Raw genomic sequence first — 24,257 nt, 5'->3', positions numbered from 1 at the left:
ACTAGTAGAAGAGAAAATTTAAAGGTAGTATTCTTTATTTTATAAAATAGTAGGTTTTAGGTAGTATTTAACCGGAAACCTCCATGAAGTGAATGAGTAGAGAGGGGTTTATGAATGGGACAAGATAAGCATGTCTATTCCATTGACTGGGCTGGAAGAAAGCTTACAGTCGAAATTGGACAATTAGCAAAACAAGCAAATGGCGCAGTACTTGTACGATATGGTGATACTGCTGTATTAAGCACAGCGACTGCTTCAAAAGAACCGAAAAACTTAGACTTCTTTCCATTAACAGTAAACTATGAAGAACGCCTATATGCAGTTGGTAAAATCCCAGGTGGCTTTATAAAAAGAGAAGGACGTCCAAGCGAAAGAGCGATTCTTGCAAGCCGTTTAATCGACAGACCGATTCGACCATTATTTGCTGATGGCTTCCGTAATGAAGTGCAAGTAGTCAGCATGGTTATGAGTGTGGATCAAGATTGTACATCTGAAATGGCAGCAATGTTTGGGTCATCACTCGCATTATCTGTTTCTGACATACCATTTGGCGGTCCAATCGCTGGTGTATATGTTGGAAGAATCGATGGCGAATTTGTAATCAATCCTACAGTAGAACAAGCAGAGAAAAGTGATATTAATCTTGCTGTTGCAGGTACAAAGGATGCAATCAACATGGTTGAGGCTGGTGCAGATGAAGTGCCAGAAGAAGTAATGCTTGAAGCAATTATGTTTGGTCATGATGAAATTAAACGTCTAATTGCTTTCCAAGAAAAAATTGCTGAAGAGATTGGCAAAGAGAAAACGGAAGTTGTTCTATACGAATTGGATAAAGACATCGAAGCAGATGTGCGCGCATTATGTGAAAACGAAATGCTAGAAGCCATTCGAGTACAAGAAAAGCATGCTCGTGAAGCAGCTATTAAAGTGGTAAAAGATTCTGTTATTGCAAAGTATGAAGCAGAAGAAACAGAAGAAGAAGAATTAAAGCAAGTGAAAGCAATTTTAGATAAATTAGTGAAAAATGAAGTTCGCCGTTTAATTACGGAAGATAAAGTTCGCCCAGACGGACGTGGATTAGAAGAAATCCGCCCACTATCTTCAGAAGTTCATTTATTACCAAGAACACATGGTTCTGGTCTGTTCACTCGTGGACAAACGCAAGCATTAAGCATTTGTACATTAGGTGCTCTAGGAGACGTACAAATCTTGGACGGTCTTGGAGTAGAAGAAGAAAAACGGTTTATGCATCACTATAATTTCCCTAACTTCAGTGTTGGTGAAACAGGACCAATGCGTGGACCTGGACGAAGAGAAATCGGCCATGGCGCACTAGGGGAAAGAGCCTTAGAACCGATCATTCCTTCTGAAAAAGACTTCCCATATACTATTCGACTTGTATCAGAAGTATTAGAATCCAATGGTTCTACTTCACAAGCTAGTATTTGTGCAAGTACGCTTGCTATGATGGATGCTGGGGTGCCAATTAAAGCACCAGTTGCAGGTATTGCAATGGGTCTGATTAAATCTGGTGAACACTACAGTATTTTAACAGACATACAAGGAATGGAAGATCATTTAGGAGATATGGACTTTAAAGTTGCTGGTACTTCTAAAGGGGTTACAGCACTTCAAATGGATATTAAAATTGATGGACTATCTCGTGAAATTTTAGAAGAGGCATTACAGCAAGCAAAAATTGGTCGTATGCAAATTTTAGAATCCATGATGGCAACAATCAATACTCCTAGAGAATCTTTATCTTCTTATGCGCCAAAAATCTTAATGATGTCTATTAACCCAGACAAAATTCGCGATGTAATTGGACCAAGTGGTAAACAAATCAATAAAATCATTGAAGAAACTGGAGTTAAAATTGATATCGAGCAAGATGGTACAGTATTCATTTCTTCTATTGATGATGAAATGAATAACAAAGCAAAACAAATTATTGAAGATATTGTTCGTGAAGTAGTTGTCGGACAAATGTATCTTGGCAAAGTAAAACGAATCGAGAAATTCGGTGCATTCGTTGAAATCTTTAACGGAAAAGACGGCCTTGTTCATATTTCTGAGCTTGCTGAAGAAAGAATTGGCAAAGTAGAAGACGTCGTAGCAATCGGTGATGAAATCCTTGTGAAAGTAACAGAAATTGATAAACAAGGAAGAGTTAACTTATCACGCAAAGCGGTTTTAAAAGAACAAAAAGAACAAGCTGAGAATGCTAAAAACTAACTAAATAACAAAAAGAAAAAGATGACTTTGATAAAAGCTGTTAATGGTTTAACAGATATTTTATCAAGTCATCTTTTTTTGTGGAATGAAATGATTCATCTTGAACCAAAATAAAAAATAAGGATAAGCAATGTCCATATTTCTGCGTTCTACCTTGTCCTTGATTATCATATTGTAATAACTAGGGGGGAAAGGTGATGAAGAAAATAGTTTCACTAGTAGGGATTGTTGTTGTCTCTTGGTTTTTAGTTAATAATCCTTTAGCAGATACATATGTTAGCACCTTGCAAGAAAAATCAGTAACCGTAACAGCAAATGGTTCCTTATACACAACTATTAGTGAAAAAGCAAAAGAGTTTGAAAAAGCACCAATAGATGCAAAGTTAGATCCAGTATGGAAAGCAATTCCTGGATTAAACGGGCTAAAGGTCGATATAGATGCATCATATAAAAATATGAAAAAAGAGAAGAAATTCAATGAACAAAAATTAGTTTTCCAACAAGTGAAACCAGAAATTACTTTAGCTGATTTGCCGCCTGCTCCTATTTATAAAGGAAATCCAGACAAAGAGACAGTTAGTTTTATTATAAATGTAGCATGGGGCAATGAATTTTTGCCTGATATTTTAGCTACCTTGAAAAAACATCATGTGAAGGCTAGTTTTTTCTTAGAGGGTAGATGGGTTCAAAAAAACCCAGATCTTGCAAAAATGATTGCAGAAGCTGGGCATGAAATCGGAAATCATTCCTATACACATCCTGATATGAGTAAAATTAGTAGCAGCAAAATTCATGAGGAAATAGTTAAAACAAATGATGTGATAGAAGCAACAACAGGAGAGCAAGTCACGTTGTTAGCACCACCAAGCGGATATTTTAATAATGAAGTAGTAAAGATTGCAGATCAGCAGAAGTTGAAAACAGTAATATGGTCTGTAGATACAATCGATTGGCAAAAACCAAGCCCAGATACATTGCTTAATCGAGTTCTTGCAAAAATCCATAATGGGGCACTTATCCTCATGCACCCTACAGAAGTAACGACAAATAGTCTCGAGCGATTAATTATTGAAATTGAGAATAAAGGGTATAAAATTGATACGGTTAGTGACATGCTTAGTGAGGAGCGGGAAAGCTATAATACAAAAAAATAGTAGTTCCATCCATCTTATAGTATTCTATAAGATGAAATGTATTTTAAATGCTGTTGCTTTATTTTTATGAAGGCTTGAATTAATGGATGTGTAAGGAATAGTTTCTTCGGGAATGAAGGAAATGGGAGCGGCGCCAGTAAAGCGGAAATCAACAGGGAGCATACGAAAAGTAAAAATAACATACTTATCTTCTCTTCATACGGGAATGAAACGTTATTCATCTTTTAAACCTTCCTATGTTATGATTATAATCAAACAATGTTTTGGAAAAAATAAGAGGAATAAGATATACTAGCAGTCGCAGCTATATTTAACAACTTGGTAGAAGAACAGGAGGAACATAATTGATCAAAAGATATACTTGCCAAAATGGAGTAAGAATAGTATTGGAAAACATTCCAACCGTTCGCTCTGTAGCTATTGGCGTATGGATAGGAACAGGATCACGGAAAGAGGATGAAAAAAATAATGGTGTATCCCATTTTTTAGAGCATATGTTTTTTAAAGGAACAAAAACACGTAGTGCAAGAGAAATAGCAGAATCATTTGACAGTATTGGTGGTCAAGTAAATGCTTTTACTTCAAAGGAATATACTTGCTATTATGCAAAGGTGTTGGATACACATGCTGATATGGCATTAGAAGTGTTAGCAGACATGTATTTTAACTCAACTTTTGATGAAGAAGAGTTAAAGAAAGAGAAAAATGTTGTATATGAAGAGATTAAGATGTATGATGATACACCAGATGATATTGTCCATGATTTATTAAGTCAGGCAATCTATGATAAACATCCATTAGGCTATCCAATTTTAGGTACAGAAGAGACGCTTGCTACCTTTAATGGAGATACGTTAAGAGAATATATGTTTAATCATTATACACCAGATAATACAGTTATTTCGATTGCTGGAAATATTACAGATACATTTATTTCCCAGGTAGAGAAGTATTTTGGAACATATGAAGCGGGTAAATCAGAAATAGAAATTGTGAAACCTTCTTTCCATGCCAATAATTTTTCTCGAAAAAAGGAAACAGAGCAAGCCCATCTATGCCTAGGCTTTAATGGATTACAAGTGGGCGATGAGAAAATGTATACACTTGTTTCCTTAAACAATATTCTCGGTGGTAGTATGAGCAGTAGACTGTTCCAAGATGTTCGTGAGCAAAAAGGCTTAGCTTACTCGGTTTTCTCTTATCATTCTGCATACCAAGATAGCGGGATTGTAACAATATATGGCGGTACAGGAGCAAAACAGCTAGATGAACTATTTGATACGATTCAAAGTACGCTTGCTACCTTGAAAAAAGAAGGAATTACTGAAAAGGAGCTTCTAAATAGTAAGGAGCAATTGAAAGGTAGCTTAATGCTAAGTTTAGAGAGTACAAATAGCCGAATGAGCAGAAATGGCAAAAACGAATTATTATTAGGTAAACATCGTTCCTTGGATGATATTATTGCTGATATAGACCGAGTTACGAAAGCGGATGTCGATCAAATGGCAAAAGATATTTTCACTGACACATTCTCTGTGTCTTTAATCAGCCCAGACGGACAACTGCCAAAACCACTTCAATAAATGGCACTACATATATAAAATAAAAACTAGGAAACAGAATTTATTTCTGAATTCCTAGTTTTTTTGTGCCCCTACCTTTGAACTAGTAGATTGCTTTCTACAACGAAATGATGGCATTGTTTCGTTTTGTCCTCCATTCTATCCGCTTTTACAACTTCCCGTGGGTAACTTATTTTATGAAGGTAATGAAGAACAGAAAGATAAAGGGATGCATAAATCGAATTAGATGAGAAATTTTGAAGTAAAAAAGGCTTTTAAGTAGCGGACGCTCGAGCTAGTTCGATTAGAAACTAGGACAGGAAGGTTACGAAGCTTTCCCTTCTTAGTTAGTTGTTCTAAATAAAGAAGAAATCCTTCTTTTTGAGGAATTCCTCGAAACAACTCACCTAATAATATGTAATCACATAAGATGTTGAAGTAGCGAGCTATGAAAACAGGATCTTTAAAAAAAAGAAGGTGAAATATTCATGCTGAAAGGGATGAAAATCGCGGTTACCGGCGGTGATGCAAGGCAGCTAGAAATTGTTCGCAAGTTAACCGAACAAGAGGCAATCCTTTCATTAATTGGGTTCGAGCAGTTAGACCATGCATTCACCGGAGCTACAAAAGAAAAAATCGATAACGTAGATTTTTCGAAAATAGATGCTATTATCTTACCCGTTAAAGGTACCGATTTAAATGGGCAAGTTGATACAATCTTTTCGAACGAAAAGGTTTTTTTAACAAAAGAAATACTAGAAAAAACCCCAGAGCATTGCACCGTATATTCAGGAATAACGAATGAATATTTAAATTTGCTAATTAAAGAAACAAACCGAAAACTCGTTCAATTATTTGATCGAGATGATGTAGCAATATTAAATTCCATTCCAACAGTAGAAGGTACGATTATGATGGCAATCCAACATACAGATACAACGATTCATGGTTCTAAAGTAATCGTGCTAGGGCTAGGACGTGTAGGAATGAGTGTTGCTCGAACTTTCCACGCATTAGGTGCGAAAGTAAAGGTTGCAGCTAATCAAAGTGAACATATTGCACGCATTATAGAAATGGGATTAAGCCCTGTACATTTAGATGATTTACAAATCGCGGTGGAAGAGATCGATATATGTATCAATACGATTCCCCATCTTGTCGTAACTTCTGATGTCATTGAAAAAATGCCTCTACACACTTTGGTGCTCGATTTGGCATCTAAACCAGGTGGAACGGATTTTCAATATGCAGAAAAAAGAGGGGTTAAGGCATTACTTGCACCAAGTTTACCAGGAATTGTAGCCCCGAAAACAGCAGGGAATATACTCGCAGATGTCTTAGCTCAATTACTTGCTGATCAACCGCAACAAGGAAAGGAGAAATAAGCATGAGTAGTTTACAAGGAAAAAGAATAGGATTTGGAATTTCAGGATCCCACTGCACATATGCAGAAGTAGTACCACAGGTAGAGAAATTAGTATCACTTGGCGCAGAAGTAGTACCAGTTGTCACAGGAAATGTTAAAAATACAGATACTCGTTTCGGCAAGGGGAAGGATTGGGTTAGCAAAGTAGAAGAAATAACTGGGCAGCCAATAATCGATAGCATCGTAGCAGCAGAGCCTCTTGGACCGAAAGCACCACTCGATTGTATGGTAATCGCTCCATTAACAGGAAATAGCATGAGCAAATTTGCTAATGCTATGACAGACAATGCAGTACTAATGGCAGCTAAAGCTACATTAAGAAATCAAAAACCAGTTGTGTTAGGAATATCAACAAATGATGCATTAGGATTAAACGGCATGAATCTTATGCGCTTGATGGCAACAAAGAATATTTTCTTTATCCCATTTGGTCAGGATGATCCAGAAAAAAAACCAAATTCCATGGTAGCAAGAATGTCTATGCTTGCAGAAACAATTGAAGCAGCATTAGAATATAAACAGATTCAGCCAGTAATTGTAGAGAAATATTTAGATTAACGAGTGTTTTTTTATAATCACCGATAAAACAAGGCGCTTTTTGTAATCCAATTGGAGCTCTTTAGCGCCAATCGGTGTTTTTTGAAAGAATCTGATAAAAGTTTCTTTTATTGCTGCTTGAATATGTTAAAATAGATAATATTATTTAAGGCGGTGCATGACGCTAGCCTATTATTATTAGAGAAAGCCTTTGGAAGGAGAACCATTAATGGATCAATTAAAAGGATATAACGTAGCAGTAGTTGGAGCAACAGGGGCTGTTGGTCAGCAAATGATCAAAACATTAGAAAGCAGAGATTTTCCTATTTCAACATTAACACTTTTGTCTTCAAAACGTTCAGCAGGGACAAAAGTTCTTTATAAAGATAAGGAAATAGTTGTACAAGAAGCAACTCCAGAAAGCTTTAAAGGAATCGATATTGCGCTATTTAGTGCAGGTGGCGGGGTTTCAAAGGAGCTAGCACCACATGCGGTAAGACATGGAGCAATTGTTGTTGATAATACAAGTGCATTCCGTATGGACAAAGATGTGCCATTAGTAGTACCAGAAGTAAATGAAGAAGATCTTCGCAACCATAACGGAATTATTGCAAATCCGAACTGTTCTACTATTCAAATGGTCGTAGCTCTACAACCATTGAAAGAAAAATATGGACTATCTAAAGTATTAGTGTCGACATATCAAGCTGTGTCTGGATCAGGAGCAGCAGCAGTAGAGGAATTAAATAGCCAAACGCAAGCGATTCTTAACAACGAAGCATTTGAGCCAAAAATTCTTCCAGTTAAAAGTGATAAGAAACATTATCAAATTGCTTTTAATGCGGTTCCGCAAATTGATGTGTTCACTGAAAATGGATTTACTTATGAAGAAATGAAAATGATTAACGAAACAAAGAAAATCATGCATGCAGAGGACTTAAAAGTTGCGGCAACATGTGTACGTATACCAGTTGCAACAGGTCATTCTGAATCTATTTATTTTGAATTAGACAATGACCAAGTAACAGCTTCAGAAATAAAAGAGTTATTACAAGTTTCTCCTGGCATTGTGCTACAAGATGATCCGAATAATCAAATCTATCCAATGCCTGCAGATTGTGTAGGGAGCAATGATGTTTTTGTCGGACGTATTCGTCAAGATTTAGACGTGAAGAACGGATTTCATATGTGGGTAGTATCAGATAACTTATTAAAGGGTGCCGCATGGAACTCTGTTCAAATCGCAGAAAGCCTAATTAAATTAGGACTTGTATAAGTAAATTAAGAAAGGCAAGACTTAAAAAGGATTAGAATGCAGGAAAATGCCTGTAAGTAGAGTTCTAATTTTTCTACATACAGGAAGTACAAGTTTGGACACAGCAATATACGCATCGTTTCCAAAATCTTGTCTTTCTTAACAAATGAGTATTTTTAGAAGAAAGAGATCCTTTTTTTAACGAATACTACAATTAAATGGCTCAAAGCTTAACTAGAGTCAAACAACAAGGGATCCTCCTAGTAATATGATGTCTGAGGTGAATCTAATCTATAGAGTTAAGGATTTTGAGAATCCTCCAATTGTTCTAGAAAAAGGCACCCTTATATTTACACTCATTTAGAAAGTGTTCAGAGGTGTTTACTGTGAAAATAATGGTTCAAAAATTTGGTGGAACATCCGTAAGAGATGAAAAAAGCCGAATTCAAGCAAAAGATCATATTAAAGATGCATTAAGTGAAGGGTATAAAGTGGTTGTAGTTGTTTCAGCAATGGGCCGTAAAGGAGAACCATATGCAACGGACACACTATTATCATTAGTTGGCGGAGCAGAAACAAGTATCAGCAGAAGAGAAAATGATTTGCTAATGTCATGCGGCGAAATTATTTCAAGTGTTGTGTTCACACAGCTATTGCTAGAAAATCAGATTTCAGCTACAGCTTTGACAGGTGCTCAAGCTGGATTTAAAACGAATAATGATTTTACGAATGCAAGAATAATGGAAATGGACTGCAGCCGTATTCTACAAGAATTGGAAAACCATGATGTAGTCGTGGTAGCTGGCTTTCAAGGAGCAGCACTAAATGGAGATACGACAACATTAGGAAGAGGCGGAAGTGATACTTCAGCAGCCGCTTTAGGATCTGCCCTAAACGCAGAATATATTGATATATTCACAGACGTAGAAGGAATTATGACAGCTGATCCAAGAATTGCTGAAAATGCTCGACCATTATCAGTGGTCACGTATTCAGAGGTATGTAATATGGCATACCAAGGGGCAAAAGTAATACATCCGCGAGCAGTGGAAATTGCGATGCAGGCAAAGGTGCCAATTCGAATTCGTTCTACGTATTCAAAAGGTACTGGTACCCTCGTTACATCTAGTAATGCAGAGAACAGAGGTAGCGACATTAAAGAAAGACCTGTTACTGGTATTGCGCATGTAGCGAATGTAACACAGATTAAAGTATTTGCAAAAAAAGATCAGTATGATTTGCAGGCACAAGTATTTAAAGCAATGGCAAATGAAGAAATAAGTGTCGACTTTATCAACATATCACCAAACAGTGTTGTCTATACCGTAACAAATGAAATGACCAATAAAGCAATAGCTGTTCTTGAAAATATGGGCTACGAACCTGTTATGGAAAGAGAGTGTGCGAAAGTTTCAGTAGTTGGTGCTGGAATGGCCGGTGTACCAGGTGTTACATTTAAAATTGTGACGGCACTATCAAATAAAGGAATTCGAATCCTACAATCAGCTGATAGCCATGCAACGATATGGGTCCTTGTGAAGCAGGATGATTTAGTAAACGCGGTGAATGTACTACATGATGCGTTTGAGCTAGAAAAAGAATAGAATAGATATAGATACGACAAGATCGAGATGAGAATAGGAGTGGAACGATGGGTTTATTTGGTAGGGTGTCAACGGCCATGATTACACCATTTGATGCCAAGGGACATATAGATTTTCCAAAAACAACACAGTTGATTAATCATTTAATTGAAAACGGAACGGATTCTTTAGTAGTAGCTGGTACAACTGGAGAATCACCCACATTATCCAAACAAGAGAAGATTGCGTTATTTAAACATGTGGTAAAGGTAGTGGAAAAGAGAGTTCCAATTGTTGCAGGAACAGGTAGTTATAACACATATGAGTCCATCGAATTGACGAAACAAGCTGAACTTGCAGGTGTGGACGCTGTTATGGTAGTTGGACCATACTATAACAAGCCAAACCAAGAGGGATTGTTTCAGCATATTAAAGCAGTTGCAGAATCTACAAAACTACCCGTTATGATATATAATATTCCAGGTCGTTCTGTTGTTAATATTGAACCAGATACTATTATTCGATTGTCTGAAATTGAAAATATAGTAGCAGTAAAAGAAGCTAGCGGAAATTTAAATAACATCACGAAAATTATTGCGTCAACCCCAGATGATTTTTACGTTTACAGTGGCGATGACGGTTTAACATTACCGTTATTATCTGTAGGGGGAACAGGAATAATCTCTGTTGCGTCCCATATTATCGGCAAAGAAATGAAAGAAATGGTGAATTCTTTCTTAGCTGGGAATATAGAGGAAGCTTCAAAAATGCATCAGAAATTACTTCCGCTTATGTTAGCCTTATTTAAAGCACCTAACCCTGTGCCTGTAAAAACGGCGCTTCAATTAAAAGGATTTGATGTTGGTTCTGTTCGATTACCATTAGTTCCTTTAACAGAGGAAGAACGCAAAGAACTAGCAGAATTTTTATAAGGTGTTAGTCTTTATCCGCAATTAGGATTAACATGATAAAACAGCTTGTTTTGCAAGGTTAAAAGAATGTTACTAGTCAGAAGAGTTCAGCTATCTCTTATTACTAAGAATGTACCAATGCTAAAATTGGTTCGTTCCACCGTGAGATAACTAGCTCTTCTGACTTTTTTGTTTGATTCCATAATAAGAAGAACTTGTTTCTAATCCAGTAATTGATTATGATTGGATACATAGTAAATGTTCGATTTATGGAAAAATCTTAATTGCAAGTAAATGGAAGAAGTACGGAGGAGAAAGTATGACGAATAATAAGTTACAGAAAAATTTATTGCCAAGACATATCAGTTTAATGGCAATGGGAGGAGCTATTGGTACTGGAATATTTAAAGGAAGCGGCGAAACCGTATCGATTGCTGGCCCAGGCGTTATCTTTACATACATATTTGCAGGGCTATTATTACTCGTAGTAATGGGAAGCATTGCGGAAATGGCGATTATTTATCCAAATACAAATATGAAAGGCTTTATCGGAAAAGCTTTTGGCGATCGAATGGCATTCATCATTGGCTGGATGTATTGCATTTTATGGCTTGCTGTATGCGTGATTGAGGTTGTTGTAGCCGGAAGCTTTTTACAATTTTGGTTACCAGACGTACCACTTTGGATATTAAGCATTATTTGTTCCATTATTTTAATCGCTGTAAATACAATGAATGTGAAAAATTATGGTGAATTTGAGTTTTGGTTTGCAGGAATTAAAATTGGGATGATTATTCTCTTTATTATTCTAGGAGCAGCTGTTTTATTCGGTATTATTCCATCTGGCGAAACCAATTATTTGCAAAATTACACAGAAAACGGTGGGTTTTTCCCAAATGGCTGGATGCCTGTCTTTTCAGCATTATTAATTGTTATGTTTTCCTATGGTGGCTCTGAACTTATTGGGGTTACCGTAACAGAAGCAAAAGATGCAGAGAAAATACTACCGAAAGTAATTAAAAGCTTTATCTTACGAATCATATTATTTTACACACTACCAATATTAATTATATGTGGTCTTATTCCTTGGAATAAGCTAAATGATGCTTCTAGTCCATTTGTACAAGTGCTGACTATTTCAGGATTATCTGGCGCAGCTCATATTATGAACTTTGTCTTGATTATTGCGGTGTTATCTGCGGCGAATTCGGGTATATATGGTTGTACAAGAATGATGTATTCTCTTGCGTTAGAAGGACAAGGACCAAAGGCGTTCAGCAAGGTAAATAAAAATGGAGTTCCTTTATATAGTTTAATGCTTACAGCTATTATTTTAATTGCTGGCTCCATGATTGCGTTAGTAAAGCAAGAGGAAGTATTCGCTTTGCTTATGGCATTCCCAGGTTTTGTCGTTTCGATTGTTTGGATTACTATTTGTTTAGCCCAAGTAAAGCTTCGAAAATCTTATCCGTTTGAACCAAGCTTTAAAATTTGGGGATATCCGTACATACCTATAATTACGGTTATTTGTTTAGCTATTATTAGTATCAGTTTCTTGTTTGATGAAGCAAATCGAATTAGCATCATGGCATGTTTAGCCTGTTTCTTTGTTGTAATCGTTATTTCTATTTTTAAATTTAAGTCAAATAAGCGTTAAAAAATGATTATTACTATGGAAAAGCCGATAAAATAAGGAAAAATCCAATAATGGAAATGCTTTATTTTCTGAAAAAAACATTTTTAAAAAAGAAGATTTCATAAAATTGGTTGTAAACATTTTTAAACATCAAGTATAATAAGCATAACTGATCAATGGTCGGCTTAACTCAACATAGGAGGAAACAAAAATTTATGAAGAATGAAAAAATAAAGCTCGTTGCACTCGGTGGAGTGGGCGAGAACGGAAAAAATATGTTTGTAGTCGAAGTGGATGAAGACATATTTGTAATTGATGCTGGATTAATGTATCCACAAAATGAAATGCTGGGGATTGATATCGTTATTCCGGATATATCGTATTTAAAGCAAAACAAAGACAGAGTAAAAGGGATTTTCTTAACCCATGCACATGAAGACCATATAGGAGGTTTATCTTATATATTAAGAGATTTGGACGTGCCCGTTTTTACGACTCTTTTAACAGCTGAACTAACAAAGGAAAAGATGAAAGAGCAGGATTTCAAAGGACAAGCACAATTTGAAATTATTACCTCTAAATCAGTTCTTACGTTTGCTTCATCAAAAGTGTCCTTCTTTAAGACGAATCATAGTATCCCAGATAGTATTGGTATCGTTATTCATACATCAGAAGGTGCAATCGTACATACAGGAGATTTCAAATTTGACCAGACAGCAAGTGATTTATATAAGCCCGAGTATGGCGAGATGGCAAAAATTGGAGAAGAAGGCGTTTTAGCATTATTATCTGATAGTACAAATGCAGATAAACCAGGCTATTCAACTACAGACTTTGTCGTAACGCAAAGCTTAATTGACGCCTTTTTACAAACTAACGGCCGAGTCATTGCAGCGTGTTTTGCAACAGACTTAAATCGAATTCAGCATATCATTGACGCTGCAGAGAAAACGAATCGCAAAGTTGCCATTATCGGAAAAAATTTACAAAGAGTATTGCAGATTGCGATAAAGAACCAGTATTTAGTAGTAGATGAGGAAACAATCGTTACCTACAATGAGCTTCAAGAGTATGCACAGGATCAAATGGTCATTATCACAACTGGAACAAAAGGGGAGCCAATTGAAGCCCTACAAAAAATGGTGAGAAAAAATCATAAGCAAGTGAGCATTATGCAAGGGGATACCGTGTTATTTGCAGCATCTTCTTTCTTAGGCAGTGAAGTGTTTGTCGGAAAAACAATTGATAAACTATATAGAGCTGGTGCAACACTTCTTGCAGGCTATAAAACATTTAATAGCTCCAATCACGGCAGCCAAGAAGAATTAAAATTCATGATTAATATGATGAAGCCGAAATTTTTCTTGCCAATCCATGGTGAATATCGTTTATTAAAAGCCCATGAAAAAATTGCGGTCGAATGTGGGGTTGCTCCTCAAAATATTTATCTTCCTGAACAAGGAGAGGTTCTTGAATACAAAGAAGATACACTTCGAGTGGGTGGAAAGATTCCAGCAGGCAATGTATTAATTGATGGCAGTGGTGTTGGCGATGTCGGCAATATTGTCCTAAGAGATCGTAAGCTATTGTCACAGGATGGTATCTTAACAGTTGTCGTAACCTTAAATAAGATAGAGAGAAAGATTTCTGCTGGTCCAGAAATTATTACAAGAGGATTTGTATATGTTCGCGAATCAGAGAAATTACTTGAAGAAGCGTCTGACCGAGTAAGAGATATTGTCGAAAAAAGCATCAGCAAGGACAGTTTTGACTGGACTGGTATAAAGCAAGATATAAGAGACACATTAAACCAATTCCTATATGAAAAAACAAGACGCAGACCAATGATTCTGCCGATTATTATGGAAGTAAAACCAGTTAGAAAATAAAAGTTACAGCCTCCTTTGTTAGGGGGCTGTTTTTTTGTAATGGAGGAATGGCTTAGTAAACAGATAAAGAGATGAACGCTTTAATATGGAGAGAAGAAAGAAAAAGAGGTGTTCAAAAGGCAGATGAAAACCATTATGTGGTGAGAGGTGAGATAAAATGGTGTTCATCAAGAAAATCTAACCACATAATATCGAGACATCCAGAAAAAGGCAGTGCTCATAATAGCTAAAACCCCTCCACTATTCCAAGCCCTCCCTATAAAAATACATCCATAGCAATGCTCCCCGTCTATTGATTCAAATAACCCCTTTTATAATGCTGTTCCTTCCATCATTACTATAAACCCGATTTGTCTTTTGATTTCAACCGCATGAAATAGTGTCTCTCGCTTCATACTAATATTATTATGGTTTTAGGAAGGGAGAACATCATGGTTTCAGTAAATAATAATCAGCCTGAAGAACAGCCGAAAGAGGATAAACCAACAGGTGGTTTAATGGAAAAAATCCAACAGTTGGGTCAAACCAATGTCCCACAGCTTTCTCAGGATTCCAAAATACATTGTTTAACGATTGTTGGTCAAATTGAAGGACACTTACAATTACCACCTCAAAATAAAACGACGAAATATGAGCATTTAATTCCGCAAATTGTTGCAATTGAACAGAACCCGAAAATCGAAGGGGTACTGGTTATTTTAAATACAGTTGGAGGAGATGTAGAAGCTGGGTTAGCTATTTCCGAAATGCTTGCATCTCTTTCTAAACCAACTGTTTCTCTTGTTTTAGGTGGGGGACATTCTATCGGTGTACCAATTGCTGTATCTTGTGATTATTCTTATATTGCAGAAACAGCAACGATGACCATTCATCCAATACGATTAACAGGGCTCGTTATTGGAGTTCCTCAAACATTTGAGTACTTAGATAAAATGCAAGAAAGAGTCGTTAATTTTGTTACAAAACATTCCAAAATAACCGAAGAAGATTTCAAAGATCTTATGTTTGCAAAAGGTAATTTAACAAGAGATATTGGAACAAATGTAATTGGGATAGATGCTGTTACTTCGGGGCTTATAGATGATGTTGGTGGGGTAGGAAATGCAATGAAAAAGCTCAATGAGTTAATTGATGCAAATAAAGAACAGACAGAAGGGATTATTCAATGATTATGTATACAATGATGCCAGAAGAATTGATTTTTCCAATGAGTCAAGACATATATGAAAAGCAACAAGTTATAAATTATAATGGAATACCTATATTAGTAGCAAAAAATGAAGCAAATGAATTAGAAGTGGTGAGAGTGCTTAGCACTGACCCTAGTCATTTTCTCCATATAGGCATGCAGCCCGGAACAAAAATTCCAAACATATAATCTGATTTTCCTAAACTATGGTATAATATAGTAATCAATAAAGAAGCAGCCTAAAGGCTGCTTCTTTATTACAAATGATTATATTAGGTGATATAAAATGGCGAAAAGGAAGAGAAGAAAAAAAAGACAAAAACAAGCGCTAAAATTAACAATACAATATGAACTTGCAGCACTTGTCATTATGGCGTTGAGTTTTATCTCCATTCTACAGCTTGGTGCAGTTGGTGCAACAATGGTATCCTTTTTCCGTTTCTTCTTCGGAGAGTGGTATATGCTTTGTCTGATTGGACTAATCGTATACGGTGGTTATTTAATGTGGAAACGAGAAAAACCATATATGTTTCATACTAAATTGAATGGCATCTATTTAATTGTTGCAGCTATTTTGTTATTAAGCCATGTGACATTATTTAAACTGTTGGCCAGTCAAGGAGCTTTTACGAATCCAAGTGTAATTTATAACACATGGGAATTATTTTGGATGGAAGTAGATAAACAAGCTACGAATATTGATCTTGGTGGTGGAATGATAGGAGCCGTTTTATTTGCCCTATTCCATTATTTATTTGATACAGTAGGTACACAAATCATCAGCTTTATTGTGATTGTGATTGGCTTTATCTTATTGACAGGCAAAACTTTAAGTGGTGCCTTTAAAAAGGTATTATCAGGTATTTGGAATTTTATTCAGGATCAATGGTCGGCGTTTGTGCAGGATTTGAAAGATTGGAAAGAATCCATGCAAAAAAATAAGGAAAAACGCCAAGCGGATAAACAAGCAAAGAAAGAAAGCAATCAGCAGGAGGAAAATACGAGTCCGCAGATTATCGTGAATACTCCGCAAGAAGAAGAGCCCTACATACAAGAGCCAATTATCAACACATTTGCAGAGAGAGCATATCAAGATGAAATCATTCAGGAAGAGCCTGTTTCAAAGACGGAAGAACCGCTGGATGAAGAGGATGTTGTTGTTCCAATAACATTTACAGAACTAGAAAATAAAGATTATAAGCTTCCTCCATTAAAACTATTGAAGCTACCAAGAAAGGCAGATCAGAGTGGGGAATATGAACAAATCCATGCAAATGCTGCTAAACTAGAAAGAACCTTTCATAGTTTTGGTGTAAAAGCAAGAGTGACAGAGGTTCATTTAGGTCCCGCTGTAACAAAGTATGAAGTTCATCCAAGTGAAGGGGTAAAAGTAAGTAAAATTGTCAATTTAAGTGATGATTTAGCATTAGCATTAGCAGCAAAGGATATTCGGATTGAAGCGCCGATTCCTGGGAAATCAGCAATCGGGATAGAAGTGCCAAATTCAGAAGTTGCTGTCGTTTCCCTTAGAGAAGTGTTGGAATCTAGTAAAAATGATAAGCCAGATTCCAAGCTGTTGATTGCATTTGGACGGGATATAACAGGTGAAGCAGTATGTGCAGAATTAAATAAGATGCCTCATTTACTTGTTGCCGGAGCAACGGGAAGCGGAAAATCAGTCTGCATTAATGGAATCATTACAAGCATTTTAATGAGAGCAAAGCCTCATGAAGTAAAATTGATGATGATTGACCCAAAAATGGTGGAATTGAATGTGTATAATGGGGTGCCTCATTTGCTTGCACCTGTTGTGACAAATCCGAAAAAAGCATCGCAAGCATTGATGAAGGTAGTAAGTGAGATGGAAAGAAGATATGATTTATTCTCCCATACGGGCACAAGAAATATTGAAGGCTATAATGAATATATAAAACGCATTAATGCAGAAGAACAGGAAAAGCAGCCACTTCTTCCATTTATTGTTGTGATTGTGGACGAGCTTGCTGACTTAATGATGGTAGCATCGTCTGATGTAGAAGATGCCATTACGAGACTTGCTCAGATGGCTCGTGCAGCGGGTATCCATCTTATTATTGCAACACAACGTCCTTCTGTTGATGTCATCACAGGTGTTATCAAAGCGAATATACCATCTCGAATTGCGTTCGCCGTATCCTCTCAAACAGACTCACGCACGATTTTAGATATGGGTGGAGCAGAAAAGCTATTAGGAAGGGGAGATATGTTATTTTTCCCTTATGGGGCTAGTAAACCGGTTAGGGTGCAAGGTGCTTTCCTATCAGATGAGGAAGTAGAGGAAGTAGTTGACTTTGTAATTGGACAGCAGAAAGCACAATATCAAGAAGAAATGATTCCTGATGAAATTGTCGAAGTTACAGGGGCAGTTGAAGATGAATTGTATAATGATGCGGTGGAATTAATCGTTGAAATGCAAACAGCTTCTGTCAGTATGCTACAAAGAAGATTCCGTATCGGCTATACAAGAGCGGCAAGATTAATTGATGAGATGGAAGCTCGCGGAGTAGTAGGACCATATGAAGGTAGTAAACCGAGAAACGTCCTTATCCCAAAGGGGTCGGAAGAAATGAACATCCAGTAAAGAACAAGCTAAATTAGTATGGATTAAATAAAATCCTAGCAGTTTTAGTATGAAAATTTTTGTTTAAATTAGATAGAAAATAATCATATTTAAGAAGAGAACCTGAAATAGTATAGCCTATTTCAGGTTCTCTTTTTATCGTATATTCGGAACAATCCTTCGAGTGGCGGAAGAAAAAGAGGAGAAATGCCTGGAATTTTTACAGGAATATACAAATGAAACCGATTGATTTCCGAACAATCCCTCATTTCTGTTTTTTTTCGACGAAATTCTTAAAAGTCTATTTATTTATTAGTCAAAAAGTGTTATAGTATTTTCGATTAGTAGGAATGATTGAACATCAGAGGTCTGATGTCTTAGAAATGTTTGGAGGAACATCATATGCTAATTAAATCGGATACGAGACATTTATATTTGCAAGTGGTTGATCGTCTAAAGAAAGATATTCAGAAGGGAATATTCAAAGAAAAAGAAAAATTCCCCTCAGAATTCGAGCTTGCAAAGACTCTAGGTGTAAGTCGTGCCACTTTAAGAGAGGCATTACGTACATTAGAAGAAGAAAATGTGATTGTCAGAAGACATGGCGTTGGCACTTTTGTTAACAGTAAACCATTGTTTAATTCTGGCATCGAACAATTGAATAGTGTCACGAATATGATTAAGCAGGCAGGAATGAATCCAGGCACCATATTTCTAAGTTCAAACACGATGTTTGCCACTGAAGAAGATACGACACGCTTCTCTACTGTGCAAGAGGAAGAACTACTCGTTATTGAAAGAGTTCGAACAGCTAATGGCGAACCGGTTGTTTATTGTATTGATAAATTGCCACAGAAAATCTTACCTGAACGTTTTTCATACGATCAAGAATCGATCTTTCAATTCTTGGAATCGGATAGTCAAAGACATATTACATACGCTGTTGCACAAATCGAACCAATTGGATATCACGAGAAAATATCTCCCATTCTGCAATGTGAGCCCGAAACTGCTCTGCTTGTTCTAAAGCAGATGCACTATGATGAGAAGGATGAACCGATTCTTTATTCAGTAAATTACTTTCGATCAGATAAGTTTAGCTTTCAAGTATTAAGAAAACGAATTTATTCGTAAAGGCTGGACAAACTAATCACAAACGTTCTTTAAATTACAAAAAATCTAGGGGGTACAAGCTTTGAAGAAGCGTAAATTTGGCTTAGCACTATCTTTAGTATTAGCTGCTGGTACTGTATTAAGTGCTTGTGGAAGTAATGACAAAGGTAACGACAATGCAGCAGAGGATGATAAAGAGAAAGACTCATTTCAAGTTGCAATGGTAACAGATGTCGGTGGAGTTGATGATAAATCATTCAACCAATCTGCTTGGGAAGGTTTACAAGCGTTTGGTGAAGACAATGGTCTTTCAAAAGGTAATGGTATTGATTACCTACAATCACAGTCAGATGCAGATTATGCTACTAATTTAAATAGCTTAACTCGCCAAGGTAATGATTTAGTATTTGGTATTGGATTTATGATGGAAGGTGCAATTTCAGAAATTGCTCAACAACAAACAGATGCTCATTTTGCAATCGTTGACGCTGTAGTAGATCAACCAAATGTAGCAAGTATTACATTTAAAGAGCAAGAAGCTGCTTTCTTAGCTGGTGTAGCAGCTGCCCATGCAACAGAGTCGAAGAAAATCGGTTTTATCGGTGGGGTTGAAGGAGAAGTTATCGGTCGCTTCGAAGCTGGATTTGTTGATGGAGTTAAAGCAGTAGACCCTGATATTGAAGTAGATGTACAATATGCTGGTGCTTTTGATAAACCTGAAATTGGTAAAACAATTGCAAGTAAAATGTACTCTTCTGGTGCAGATGTAGTATTCCATGCTTCAGGTGGTACTGGTGCTGGATTATTCTCTGAAGCACGTGATTTAAAAGAAAAAGATCCTGAAAAATACATCTGGGCAATCGGAGTTGACTCTGATCAATCAGCTGAAGGTGCTGTTGGGGATCATAACATTGTGTTAACTTCAGCATTAAAAGGTGTTTCAACTGCAGTACAAGATATCTCTACAAAAGCAAAAGAAGGTAATTTCCCTGGTGGCGAAACTACTGTTTACGGCTTAAAAGAAGATGGTGTTGGACTTGCAGCAATCAATGAAGAAGTAGAAAACAAAGCAGAAATCGATGCAGCTGTTGAAGAATGGACTGCAAAAATTAAAAACGGTGAGTACACTGTTCCTGATACTGTTGAGTAAATAGCATATGCTAATTTTCCAGGAATAAGTGGTTTGCATTGCAAACACTTATTCCTTTTTTACGACAAAAAATAGAATTTTAACTAAAGAGTAGAAGTATTATTCTAGTCTTTATTAAAAATTTTATAGGATGAAATTATCGTGGTATAAAATTACATAATTTCTTTGTGGATGGTTTTAGAACATTATTTCTTTGACATCATACGTATTTTTTAGCTTTATAATTTGTAAGGCAAGTAAGAAGGAGTGGATTAGATGGAATATGTAATCGAGATGTTAAATATTCGAAAAGAATTCCCTGGTATTGTTGCAAACAACAATATCACCCTTCAAGTTAAAAAAGGTGAGATTCACGCGCTTTTAGGGGAAAATGGTGCAGGAAAATCTACGCTTATGAACGTACTTTTTGGGTTATATCAACCAGAAAAAGGCGAAATTCGTGCGCGTGGGAAAGTCGTTAATATTTCAAATCCGAATATTGCTAATGATTTAGGAATTGGAATGGTCCATCAGCATTTTATGTTGATTGATACCTTTACAGTAACGGAAAACATTATTTTAGGAAAAGAAACAGTTAGCAAAGGAAAAATCGATCTAAAAAAAGCAGAAAAAGAAGTGCAGGAAATCTCTGAGCGATATGGCCTAGCGGTAGATCCGAAAGCAAAAGTTGCCAATATTTCTGTAGGGATGCAACAAAGAGTAGAGATTTTAAAAACTTTATATCGCGGTGCAGAAATTTTAATTTTTGATGAACCGACAGCTGTTTTAACACCACAGGAAATTACAGAATTAATTGGCATTTTCCGCAAGTTAATTGAAGAAGGAAAGTCCATTATCTTAATTACTCATAAATTAAAAGAAATTATGGAAGTTTGTGACCGAGTGACCGTTATCAGAAAAGGGGAAGGTATCGGCACATATAATGTTAAAGATACAAACCCAAATGAGCTTGCAAATTTAATGGTTGGTCGTGAAGTTTCCTTTAAAACAGAAAAGAAAGCCCCAAATCCGAAAGATACGGTATTAAAAATTTCTGATTTAACGGTGAAAGACAATCGTGGTGTTCATGTAGTGAATTCTCTCAACCTAGATGTAAAAGCAGGGGAGATTGTCGGAATTGCTGGAGTAGACGGAAATGGTCAGTCTGAATTGATTGAGGCAATTACTGGTTTAATGAAAAAAAATAATGGCAGCATCACCCTTAACGGTAAGGATATTAGTGTCCTAACACCACGTAAAATAACGGAAAGTGGCATTGGCCATATCCCGCAAGATAGACATAAACATGGTTTAGTACTTGATTTTTCGATTGGCCAAAATATGGCATTGCAAACGTATTATAAAAGACCATTTTCTAATTATGGCTTCTTGAATCAAACAGAAATGGAGAAAAAAGCAAGTGAATTAATTGAAGAATTTGATGTGAGAACACCAAGTATTCACACACCTGCAAGAGCTCTTTCTGGCGGAAATCAGCAAAAAGCGATAATTGGTAGAGAAGTAGATCGTGATCCTGATTTGCTTATAGCAGCTCAGCCAACGAGAGGACTGGATGTTGGTGCGATTGAATTTATCCATAAACGTTTAATTGAACAACGAGATAAAGGAAAGGCAGTCTTGTTAATTTCTTTCGAATTAGATGAAATTTTAAATGTGAGTGATCGAATCGCAGTTATTTTCGACGGGGAAATCATTGCAACTGTGGATCCAAAAACAACAACAGAACAAGAATTAGGGCTATTAATGGCAGGATCGAAAGCTAAAAAAGTGGGTGTGGAGAAATAATGTCTAATACAATAAAGAAAATTAGCATTCCAATTATTTCCGTATTATTAGGGGTTATTGTTGGTACAATTATAATGCTTGCAACAGGATACAATCCTGTTGAAGCATATACTGCGCTATGGAATGGTGCATTTGGCGAAATCTATTTCACTGGAGAAGTTGTTCGTCAAATTACACCATTGATTCTTGCAGGTCTTGCAGTTGCCTTCGCTTTTCGTACCGGACTATTTAATATTGGGGTAGAAGGACAATTAATCGTTGGCTGGCTTGCTGCAGTTTGGGTAGGTATTGCTTTTGATTTACCAAAAATCATTCACTTGCCACTTGCTGTATTAGCGGCCGCAGTTGCTGGAGCGCTTTGGGCATTTGTGCCAGGCTTCTTAAAGGCAAGATTTAGAGTTCATGAAGTTATCGTAAGTATTATGATGAACTATGTTGCATTACATGTATCCAATTACTTAATTCGAAATGTCCTAACAGATAAGGCAGACCGTACAGAAACGATTCCACCATCTGCTAGCTTGCGCTCTGATTTTTTAGCTAGCATTACGGACTATTCTCGCCTTCACTGGGGAATTTTAATCGCCATCGGCTGTGTGATTCTAATGTGGGTTATTTTAGAAAAGACGGTAAAAGGATATGAGTTAAAATCGGTTGGTTTTAACCAAAATGCATCTCAGTATGCTGGAATGAACGTAAATCGTAACATTATTCTATCCATGGTTATCTCTGGTGCTTTTGCAGGTCTTGCAGGAGCGATGGAAGGTTTAGGAACCTTTGAATATGTAAGTAATAAAGGTGGATTTACAGGTGTAGGATTTGATGGAATTGCCGTTGCCTTGCTTGGAGCAAATGGCCCTGTGGGAATCTTGCTAGCTGCTTGCTTATTCGGTTTCTTAAAAGTAGGAGCATTAAATATGCCACTTGAAGCGGGTGTTCCAAATGAGATGGTGGATATCATCATTGCTTTAATTGTATTCTTTGTTGCTTCAAGCTACATGATTCGCTTATTCCTGGACAGATTAAGTAAAAATAAAAGTAAAAAGGGGGAGAAGTAAATGGGATTAATGGATGTTTTATTAATTGTCATACCCTCTTCGCTATTGTTTGCTGCTCCACTAATATTTACTGCACTCGGCGGTAACTTTTCCGAACGAGCTGGAGTTGTAAATATTGGATTAGAAGGTTTAATGGTTATGGGGGCTTTCTCTTCCATTGTGTTTAACTTAACTTTTGCAGATAGTCTTGGTGATTGGACACCTTGGATTTCATTGCTTGTTGCAATGGTTGTTGGTGCGATTTTCTCTGTGCTACATGCCGTGGCAAGTATCACATTTCGTGCCGATCAAACCGTTTCTGGTGTAGCGATTAACTTGCTTGCTGCTGGACTAGCAATGTTTTTAGTGAAATTAATTTATGATGGAAAAGGACAAACAGGTACCATTCGTTATAGCTTTAAAAAAATTGATATTCCGATATTAAAGGATATCCCTGTGATAGGTGATTTATTTTTCTCTAACACGTATTGGACTTCTTACTTAGCAATTATAGTTGCAATTATTGCATGGTATGTGATGTATAAAACGCCGTTTGGTTTGCGTTTACGTTCTGTTGGGGAACATCCTATGGCAGCAGATACGATGGGAATTAACGTAATAAAAATGCGCTATATCGCAGTTATTCTGTCAGGTGCTTTTGGCGGAGTTGGCGGTGGGGTATTTGCCCAGTCTATTACGAATGATTTTACACACGCTACAATTAGTGGACAAGGGTTCATGGCACTTGCTGCCCTTATTTTCGGAAAATGGAATCCACTGGGTGCAATGGGTGCAGCGATTTTCTTTGGCTTTGCTCAGAGCTTAAGTATTGTTGGAAGCACCTTACCATTCTTAGAAAGCATTCCAAGTGTATATCTATTAATTGCACCATACGTATTAACGATTATTGCGTTAACTGGCTTTATTGGTCGCGCAGATGCACCGAAAGCTTCTGGTGTACCTTATATTAAAGGTAGCAGATAATATGAATTTTTAGGAAATGAGAAGAGGCTGGGGCGTAGGTACTCCAGCCCAAGTTATAGCCAAACAATTACACGAAACCTTCGTATAATTGTTTGGCTTTTTTTGAAAATAATGTTCCATGAAGTTGCTATTACGCGCAGCTAAAATACACTATTTCTGGTATGACCGCTCGCTTTGCATGGGGAGAGCGCCGAGTCTCTTCACAGTTCACT

Annotated in this window: 19 protein-coding genes; all 19 read left to right on the top strand. The window is 36.7% G+C overall.

Going from position 1 to position 24,257, the window contains the following annotated elements:
* Positions 1–114 precede the first annotated feature (114 nt).
* The 19 genes from pnp (at position 115) to QQZ16_RS10205 (ending at position 24,045) form a co-directional block, all read left to right on the top strand.
* Complete coding sequence (pnp, locus tag QQZ16_RS10295; RefSeq protein ID WP_235247679.1) at positions 115–2,235, top strand: polyribonucleotide nucleotidyltransferase; 2,121 nt, start codon at positions 115–117, stop codon at positions 2,233–2,235.
* A 197-nt stretch (positions 2,236–2,432) separates the two neighbouring features.
* Positions 2,433–3,389, top strand: coding sequence for a polysaccharide deacetylase family protein (locus tag QQZ16_RS10290; RefSeq protein ID WP_031534572.1), 957 nt, complete (start codon positions 2,433–2,435; stop codon positions 3,387–3,389).
* Positions 3,390–3,733: 344 nt separating this feature from the next.
* The gene (locus QQZ16_RS10285; protein WP_031534573.1) at positions 3,734–4,972 is read left to right on the top strand and encodes a M16 family metallopeptidase; all 1,239 of its coding nucleotides are present in this window, start codon (positions 3,734–3,736) and stop codon (positions 4,970–4,972) included.
* Between the two features lie 467 nt (positions 4,973–5,439).
* On the top strand, positions 5,440–6,336 hold the full coding sequence (gene dpaA / locus QQZ16_RS10280) for a dipicolinic acid synthetase subunit A (protein WP_235247678.1): 897 nt from the start codon (positions 5,440–5,442) through the stop codon (positions 6,334–6,336).
* 2 nt (positions 6,337–6,338) lie between these two features.
* Entirely contained in the window at positions 6,339–6,935 is a 597-nt protein-coding gene (gene dpaB / locus QQZ16_RS10275) for a dipicolinate synthase subunit B (RefSeq protein ID WP_031534577.1), read from the top strand.
* 208 nt (positions 6,936–7,143) lie between these two features.
* A complete protein-coding gene (gene asd / locus QQZ16_RS10270) occupies positions 7,144–8,190 on the top strand; it encodes an aspartate-semialdehyde dehydrogenase (RefSeq protein WP_031534579.1) in 1,047 nt (348 codons plus the stop codon).
* 365 nt (positions 8,191–8,555) lie between these two features.
* Positions 8,556–9,773, top strand: a complete 1,218-nt coding sequence (dapG, locus tag QQZ16_RS10265) for an aspartate kinase (protein ID WP_031534580.1) — start codon at positions 8,556–8,558, stop codon at positions 9,771–9,773.
* Between the two features lie 47 nt (positions 9,774–9,820).
* Positions 9,821–10,684 (top strand): 4-hydroxy-tetrahydrodipicolinate synthase, encoded by an 864-nt coding sequence (dapA, locus tag QQZ16_RS10260; protein ID WP_031534581.1) that lies wholly within the window; start codon positions 9,821–9,823, stop codon positions 10,682–10,684.
* A 298-nt stretch (positions 10,685–10,982) separates the two neighbouring features.
* On the top strand, positions 10,983–12,320 hold the full coding sequence (locus tag QQZ16_RS10255; protein WP_235247677.1) for an amino acid permease: 1,338 nt from the start codon (positions 10,983–10,985) through the stop codon (positions 12,318–12,320).
* A gap of 194 nt (positions 12,321–12,514) precedes the next feature.
* Positions 12,515–14,188 (top strand): ribonuclease J, encoded by a 1,674-nt coding sequence (locus tag QQZ16_RS10250; protein ID WP_235247676.1) that lies wholly within the window; start codon positions 12,515–12,517, stop codon positions 14,186–14,188.
* Positions 14,189–14,259: 71 nt separating this feature from the next.
* Positions 14,260–14,418: a hypothetical protein gene (locus tag QQZ16_RS10245; protein WP_284561326.1), complete on the top strand. Its 159-nt coding sequence runs from the start codon at positions 14,260–14,262 to the stop codon at positions 14,416–14,418.
* A gap of 201 nt (positions 14,419–14,619) precedes the next feature.
* The gene (locus QQZ16_RS10240) at positions 14,620–15,357 is read left to right on the top strand and encodes a ClpP family protease (protein WP_031534587.1); all 738 of its coding nucleotides are present in this window, start codon (positions 14,620–14,622) and stop codon (positions 15,355–15,357) included.
* Positions 15,354–15,566: a YlzJ-like family protein gene (locus QQZ16_RS10235; protein WP_031534588.1), complete on the top strand. Its 213-nt coding sequence runs from the start codon at positions 15,354–15,356 to the stop codon at positions 15,564–15,566. The genes QQZ16_RS10240 and QQZ16_RS10235 overlap by 4 nt, the downstream gene beginning before the upstream one ends.
* A gap of 97 nt (positions 15,567–15,663) precedes the next feature.
* Entirely contained in the window at positions 15,664–17,997 is a 2,334-nt protein-coding gene (locus tag QQZ16_RS10230; RefSeq protein ID WP_031534590.1) for an FtsK/SpoIIIE family DNA translocase, read from the top strand.
* A 381-nt stretch (positions 17,998–18,378) separates the two neighbouring features.
* Entirely contained in the window at positions 18,379–19,110 is a 732-nt protein-coding gene (locus QQZ16_RS10225; protein WP_031534591.1) for a GntR family transcriptional regulator, read from the top strand.
* Positions 19,111–19,171: 61 nt separating this feature from the next.
* Entirely contained in the window at positions 19,172–20,239 is a 1,068-nt protein-coding gene (locus QQZ16_RS10220; RefSeq protein WP_031534593.1) for a BMP family lipoprotein, read from the top strand.
* A gap of 255 nt (positions 20,240–20,494) precedes the next feature.
* Positions 20,495–22,024 (top strand): ABC transporter ATP-binding protein, encoded by a 1,530-nt coding sequence (locus QQZ16_RS10215; RefSeq protein ID WP_031534595.1) that lies wholly within the window; start codon positions 20,495–20,497, stop codon positions 22,022–22,024.
* Positions 22,024–23,082: an ABC transporter permease gene (locus QQZ16_RS10210; protein WP_235247675.1), complete on the top strand. Its 1,059-nt coding sequence runs from the start codon at positions 22,024–22,026 to the stop codon at positions 23,080–23,082. Before QQZ16_RS10215 ends, QQZ16_RS10210 begins: the two co-directional genes overlap by 1 nt.
* Positions 23,083–24,045, top strand: coding sequence for an ABC transporter permease (locus tag QQZ16_RS10205; protein WP_235247674.1), 963 nt, complete (start codon positions 23,083–23,085; stop codon positions 24,043–24,045).
* Positions 24,046–24,257: the final 212 nt, after the last annotated feature.

The organism is Bacillus sp. T2.9-1 (genome assembly GCF_950097965.1).
In the GTDB taxonomy this organism is placed as follows: Bacteria; Bacillota; Bacilli; order Bacillales; family Cytobacillaceae; genus Niallia; species Niallia hominis.
This window is presented reverse-complemented; position numbering and strand designations above follow the sequence as displayed.

Coding starts and splice junctions, on each gene's coding strand:
- pnp (WP_235247679.1), top strand. CDS start 115: ATGGGACAAGATAAGCATGTCTATTCCATTGACTGGGCTGGAAGAAAG.
- QQZ16_RS10290 (WP_031534572.1), top strand. CDS start 2,433: ATGAAGAAAATAGTTTCACTAGTAGGGATTGTTGTTGTCTCTTGGTTT.
- dpaA (WP_235247678.1), top strand. CDS start 5,440: ATGCTGAAAGGGATGAAAATCGCGGTTACCGGCGGTGATGCAAGGCAG.
- dpaB (WP_031534577.1), top strand. CDS start 6,339: ATGAGTAGTTTACAAGGAAAAAGAATAGGATTTGGAATTTCAGGATCC.
- asd (WP_031534579.1), top strand. CDS start 7,144: ATGGATCAATTAAAAGGATATAACGTAGCAGTAGTTGGAGCAACAGGG.
- dapA (WP_031534581.1), top strand. CDS start 9,821: ATGGGTTTATTTGGTAGGGTGTCAACGGCCATGATTACACCATTTGAT.
- QQZ16_RS10255 (WP_235247677.1), top strand. CDS start 10,983: ATGACGAATAATAAGTTACAGAAAAATTTATTGCCAAGACATATCAGT.
- QQZ16_RS10250 (WP_235247676.1), top strand. CDS start 12,515: ATGAAGAATGAAAAAATAAAGCTCGTTGCACTCGGTGGAGTGGGCGAG.
- QQZ16_RS10245 (WP_284561326.1), top strand. CDS start 14,260: ATGAACGCTTTAATATGGAGAGAAGAAAGAAAAAGAGGTGTTCAAAAG.
- QQZ16_RS10240 (WP_031534587.1), top strand. CDS start 14,620: ATGGTTTCAGTAAATAATAATCAGCCTGAAGAACAGCCGAAAGAGGAT.
- QQZ16_RS10235 (WP_031534588.1), top strand. CDS start 15,354: ATGATTATGTATACAATGATGCCAGAAGAATTGATTTTTCCAATGAGT.
- QQZ16_RS10230 (WP_031534590.1), top strand. CDS start 15,664: ATGGCGAAAAGGAAGAGAAGAAAAAAAAGACAAAAACAAGCGCTAAAA.
- QQZ16_RS10225 (WP_031534591.1), top strand. CDS start 18,379: ATGCTAATTAAATCGGATACGAGACATTTATATTTGCAAGTGGTTGAT.
- QQZ16_RS10215 (WP_031534595.1), top strand. CDS start 20,495: ATGGAATATGTAATCGAGATGTTAAATATTCGAAAAGAATTCCCTGGT.
- QQZ16_RS10210 (WP_235247675.1), top strand. CDS start 22,024: ATGTCTAATACAATAAAGAAAATTAGCATTCCAATTATTTCCGTATTA.
- QQZ16_RS10205 (WP_235247674.1), top strand. CDS start 23,083: ATGGGATTAATGGATGTTTTATTAATTGTCATACCCTCTTCGCTATTG.